This window comes from Amycolatopsis sp. cmx-4-61 (assembly GCF_046548775.1).
Classification (GTDB): domain Bacteria; phylum Actinomycetota; class Actinomycetes; order Mycobacteriales; family Pseudonocardiaceae; genus Amycolatopsis.
In genome coordinates this window covers 1-4,917 of the sequence record NZ_JAEBEI010000049.1, presented here as the reverse complement: position 1 = coordinate 4,917, position 4,917 = coordinate 1, and the positions used below count along the sequence as shown (strand labels likewise).

5 protein-coding genes are annotated in these 4,917 nt (G+C 71.0%); 4 read left to right on the top strand and 1 reads right to left on the bottom strand.

The genetic code is table 11. The features are described 5' to 3' along the window. The first annotated feature begins 284 nt into the window (after nt 1-284). The 4 genes from ACLJOU_RS46750 (at nt 285) to ACLJOU_RS46735 (ending at nt 3,646) form a co-directional block, all read left to right on the top strand. Nucleotides 285-1,004, top strand: a complete 720-nt coding sequence (locus ACLJOU_RS46750; protein WP_410575758.1) for a GntR family transcriptional regulator — start codon at nt 285-287, stop codon at nt 1,002-1,004. A 148-nt stretch (nt 1,005-1,152) separates the two neighbouring features. After that, nucleotides 1,153-1,515, top strand: coding sequence for an alpha/beta fold hydrolase (locus ACLJOU_RS46745; protein ID WP_410575757.1), 363 nt, complete (start codon nt 1,153-1,155; stop codon nt 1,513-1,515). Next, a complete protein-coding gene (locus ACLJOU_RS46740; protein ID WP_410575756.1) occupies nt 1,512-2,054 on the top strand; it encodes a hypothetical protein in 543 nt (180 codons plus the stop codon). Before ACLJOU_RS46745 ends, ACLJOU_RS46740 begins: the two co-directional genes overlap by 4 nt. Further along, entirely contained in the window at nt 2,054-3,646 is a 1,593-nt protein-coding gene (locus tag ACLJOU_RS46735) for an FAD-dependent monooxygenase (protein ID WP_410575755.1), read from the top strand. The genes ACLJOU_RS46740 and ACLJOU_RS46735 overlap by 1 nt, the downstream gene beginning before the upstream one ends. A 44-nt stretch (nt 3,647-3,690) precedes the next feature. Here ACLJOU_RS46735 and ACLJOU_RS46730 read toward each other — a convergent pair whose 3' ends face one another. After that, nucleotides 3,691-4,902 (bottom strand): amidohydrolase family protein, encoded by a 1,212-nt coding sequence (locus ACLJOU_RS46730; protein ID WP_410575759.1) that lies wholly within the window; start codon nt 4,900-4,902, stop codon nt 3,691-3,693. Nucleotides 4,903-4,917: the final 15 nt, after the last annotated feature.

Sequence of the window (4,917 nt, the reverse complement as noted above, 5' to 3'; positions counted from 1 at the left end):
ACAGGCGCTGCTCTCCCTCGCCCGTCGCCGGGTCAACGTCCTGTGGGCCATGATCCGGGACGGAGCCCGCTACCAAGCCACACCCGTCACCGCGGCGGCTTGACAACATCATTGAGAAGCTCCTTCGCTCTGGCCTGGCATCGACAACGTAGCAATTATATGTGATAACAGCAAGGCTGGTGCTGACCCGGAGTTCGCCCAGGTGGGCGTTATAGTTGAGCACGATCCGGCAAGGCCTTGTCCGACAAGAGCAGGGGGCTCCCGTGGCTTCACCGTCGACCGGTGTGCGACCGATCGAGTCCCGCTCGGTCGCCGAACAGGTCACCACGGAACTGCGGCGGTCGATCCTGTGCGGTGACCTCGCCCCCGGTCGCGAGTTCTCCCTGCGGGAGATCGCTGGGATGCTCAACGTCAGCTTCATCCCGGTCCGGGACGCGTTGCGCAGCTTGGAAAGCGAAGGCTTGGTCATCACCCGGCCCGGCCGCAGCGCCCAGGTGGCGCCGCTGGACCTCGAGGATCTGCAGGCCATCTACCGGCTCCGGCGCACGATCGAGCCGGAGATCGCCAGTCGCGCGTGTGTGCTGCTCTCCGACGGCGAGCTCGACCGGCTCGAAGGCCTGGCGGCCGGCTTCGGTGACGAGCGGCTGGGCATGGACGCGATCTACGACGCCCACCACGAGTTCCACCTGGCGCTGCTGGCGCCCGCCGCGAGCGCGTGGGACGTGCGGCTGCTCAGCACGCTCTGGCGGGCGGCCGAGCGCTACATCCGTATCGGGTTCGGCGCGCTGGACCCCGATCCCCATGAGCACCACCGCCGCGAGGAAGCCCACGAAACCTTGATCGAGGTCTTCCGGCGCCGGGACCCGGACGCGGCCGCCCAAGCGGTCCGCGACCACCTGGAGCGCAACGAGCAGCTCGCTCTGCGCGCGCTCGGCGGCGGCGAGCCCGACGACGTGCCGCCGCCGAAGAAGCCTCGCGCGGCCAAGAAGCGCACGACGCGTTGATGTCCTGACCGACCGGAACGTGGTCGACGACGGCCGTTGCAGTTATCACATATAGCGCTTAGTCTCGCGGCACGGTGCCGGGCACGAGTGCGCTTCCCAGCCGCGTGCGGACCGGCCGATCCCTTTCCCCTTCGGCAGGAGGCCGACGATGGCCCAGCAATGCGATGTACTCACCTTCGAGGTCGGCGGCACCACGCTCATAGCGTTGACCGCCGGGCCGGTGCAGCCGACGGGACGACCGCTGATCGTCGCCCTGCACGGCGGGACCTACACCGCGCGCTACTTCGACGTCGCCGGTTCCGGCGGCGGCTCGTTCCTGGACGTCGCCGCCGCTGCCGGACATCGGGTCGTGGCGTTTGACCGTCCCGGCTACGGCGGCAGCACCCCGCTCGACCCCGGGGCCAACACGTTCGAGCGGCACGCCGAGCTGCTGACCGCGGCGATCGAGGCGGCGACAAGGAGTCGGGAAGCCGGGAGGTGTTCCTGGTCGGGCATTCGATCGGCGGGATGATCGCGTTGATGATCGCGGCGAGCCGGCCGGGCTTCCCGCTCATCGGCGTGTCGGCCACGGGGATGGGAGCGGTGATCCCTCGGGGCGGCGCCGCCGAAGCGCTGGGCTCACTGCCGCCGGAGCAGACCGTCGACCTGCCCTACGACCAGCGTGAGCAGGTGATGTTCGGACCGCCGGAGACCTACACCGCCGACGGGCTTGCGCAGGCGCACGAGGCTTACGCCCCGGTGCCCGTCCGGGAGCTGGTCCAAGCGCCGGCGTGGCCACGGGAGTACCTGCCCGCGGTGGCACCGGAGGTGCGGGTTCCGGTGCACAACGCGCTCGCCGAGTTCGACGCATTGTGGGACAGCGCACCGGAGAACGTCGCGGCGTTCGCGGCCATGTTCGGCTCGGCGCCGTTCGTGGACGCGAGCGTGGCGCGCGGTACCGGCCACAGCATCGACCACCACATCCTCGGCCGCGCCCTGCACCTGCGTCAGCTGGCCTTCGCCGACGAATGCACGGCCTGGGCCCGCACCCGCGTCGAGAGCGTGCGCTGATGCCGGTTGACGGTTCCCGGCGGCTCGGCGACCTTCCCGGCACGGTCCCGGTCCTGATTGCCGGGGGCGGGCCGGTCGGTCTGGCCGCGGCGGTCGAACTGGGCCGCCGCGGCGTCGGCTGCCTGGTGGTCGAACCCCGCGTGACGGTGTCCACGACCCGGCCCCGCTGCAAGACGCTCAACGTCCGCACGATGGAGCACCTGCGGCGGTGGGGCTTGGCCGACCGTCTTCGGCAACGAGCGCCGCTGCCGGTGGCGTGGTCGCAGGACGTGGTGTTCTGCACGTCGATGACCGGGTGGGAACTGTCGCGGTTCTCCGGGGTCCTGGGGCTGGCCCCCGAGGGGGATCGCTTCGCCGACCTCGGTCAGCAAGCTCCGCAGTACGTGCTCGAGGAGGTGCTGCGCGAGGCCGTCGAGGAACTCGACGCGGGCCGCCTGGCTCTCGGCGCCCGGGTGACCGATCTGGCGCAGTCCGACGACGGCGTGGACGTCACGATCGAAAACCCTGGCGGAGAAACCAAAGTCGTCCGTGCGGAGTACGTGATCGGAGCCGACGGCCCGCGCAGCACCGTGCGCGACCGGATCGGCTCCGCCTACCACGGCGGCCAGGCGCTGCGACCCAACTTCGGCATGGTGTTCACGTGTCCGGAGCTGAATGCCTTGGTACGCCACGGTCCGGCGGTGCAGTACTGGGTGGTCAACCCGTCGGCGCCGGCGATGCTCGGCCCGCTGGACCGAGCGGGCACGTGGTGGGCCATCGCGTTCGGCGTCGATCGGGAGACCGGCGAACGCGAAGCAGGCACCATCATCGATGACATCGTCGGGCGGCCGGTCGCCGCGACGGTGGTGTCGACCGACCCGTGGACCGCGCGCATGCAGATCGCCGACCGGATGCGCGACCGGCGGGTTTTCCTCGCCGGCGACGCGGCTCACCTGAACCCTCCGTTCGGCGGCCATGGCTTGAACACGGGCCTGGCCGATGCCGTCGACCTCGGCTGGAAGCTGGCCGCGGTGCTGGACGGCTGGGCGGGCCCGCTCCTGCTCGACAGCTACGAGCGGGAGCGGCGGCCGGTCCAGGAGCGCGTCATCGCGGCGGCGACGGCGAACATGCGGGTGCTCTCGACCGAACTGCTCGCCGACAACCTCGACAACGACGACGCGGCCGGCGCGTGCGCTCGGGCGGCCGCGGGAGCCCGCATCCAGAAGACCAAGAAAGCCGAATTCCATTCGCTCGACCTCGTACTCGGCCTTCGCATCGACGACTCTCCCGTGATTCCGGCAGCCGACGACGACTTGGCCGGGGCGAGGCTTCCCCACCTCGCCTTGGACGACGGCCGGTCGCTTTACGACCTGCTGGGAGCCGAGCTGACCTTGCTGGTGCTGGCGGACCACACCGGCTGGGAGCGCGTGGCGGAAGCGGCTCGTGGCCGCGGTGTCCCCCTGGAAGTCGTCGACCTGACCGGCACCGGGTGCGCGAGCCGCGTGCCGGCCGCGCTGGTCCTCGTGCGCCCGGATCAGGTCGTCGCGTGGTCGGGACCCCGGAGCCCCGCGGACGCCGGGGCGCTGATCGCCGCGGTACGCGGGGAACGCTGACCGGCGCCTGCCGCCTCGCCTCCGGACGAGGCGGCAGGCACCCGTCACGCGGCGGGAGCGTGCTCGACCCCGCCGGCCCAGACCCGCTGGATGCGGCGGGTCGCCCGGATGTCGGCGATGGGGTCGCCGTCGATGAGCACCAGGTCCGCGCGGTAGCCCGGGGCGATGACCCCGCGGTCGGGAAGCCGGAACGCCTGCGCGGGCAGGACGGTCGCCGACCGCAGCGCCTCGACGGTGCTGAGCCCGGCGCCGACGAGCAGTTCCAGTTCGTGGTGGAGGCTGCTGCCGAAGGGCGGGTTCACCGGGATTCCCGGGGTGTGGTTGGAGTCCGTACCGGCGAGGATCTGCGCGCCGGCACGGTGCAGGGCAGTGACGCTGTCGCGGGCGGCGGCGTAGCTGGTACCCGGAATCCCCAGCCCGGCGAAGCCTTCCATCACCGTCAGGGTCGGCACGGAGACGCGCCGACGGGAAGCGTACTGCGCCGCGACCGCCGGCGTCAGCGCAGCGTCGAGCGGTACGTGGTGGATCATGTCCACCCCGGCCACCAGCGCCTCGTCGACCGCGGCGGAAGCCGGAGCGTGAGCCATGACCAGCTTCCCGTAGCGGTGCGCGACCGCGGTCAGGGCGTTGAGCGTGGCTTGGCTCAGACCAGGAATGTCGATGATGAGCTTGATGTAGTCGGATCCCTCGGCCACGCGGGCGGCCACGAACGCCTCCGCCTGCTCAGGCTTGCTGACCAGGGCCGACTGGGGGAACCCGGGAATCTGGCTCTCCAGGCTTCCGGGAGCGGTCGCGGGGACGCCCGCGCTGCGCATGTCGGTCAGCCCGGTGCGGTGGCGCAACGAGTCGACCAAGGAGCGCGGCCAGCACGCCATGTCCAGCCCGGTGGTGACGCCGTAGCTCGTCAGCTGTTCGAGCGTCGCCACGTTTTCCAGGTGGATGTGCGCGTCGATCAGGCCGGGCAGCAGCGTGGCGCCTTTCCCGTCGATCACTCGTGCGCCGATGGAACTGACGCCGATCAGGCCGTGGTCGATGACCACGGTCCGCGGCGCCGAGAGGGTCCGGCCGTCGAACACGCGCACGTTGGTCAGCGCGACCTTCTCGCTCGCCGCGGTGCCGGCTGCCTGGGCTGTGCCGGCGAGGCCTAGTTGTGATGTCCAGGGACGTTGTGCCGGGTTGAGGTGACCTGGTGATGGCCTGTCGTGCTGACAGGTGAAGGCCTCCGGTTGTGAAGTGGAGCTGTCGAGGAACCACATCACGCGCCGGAGGCC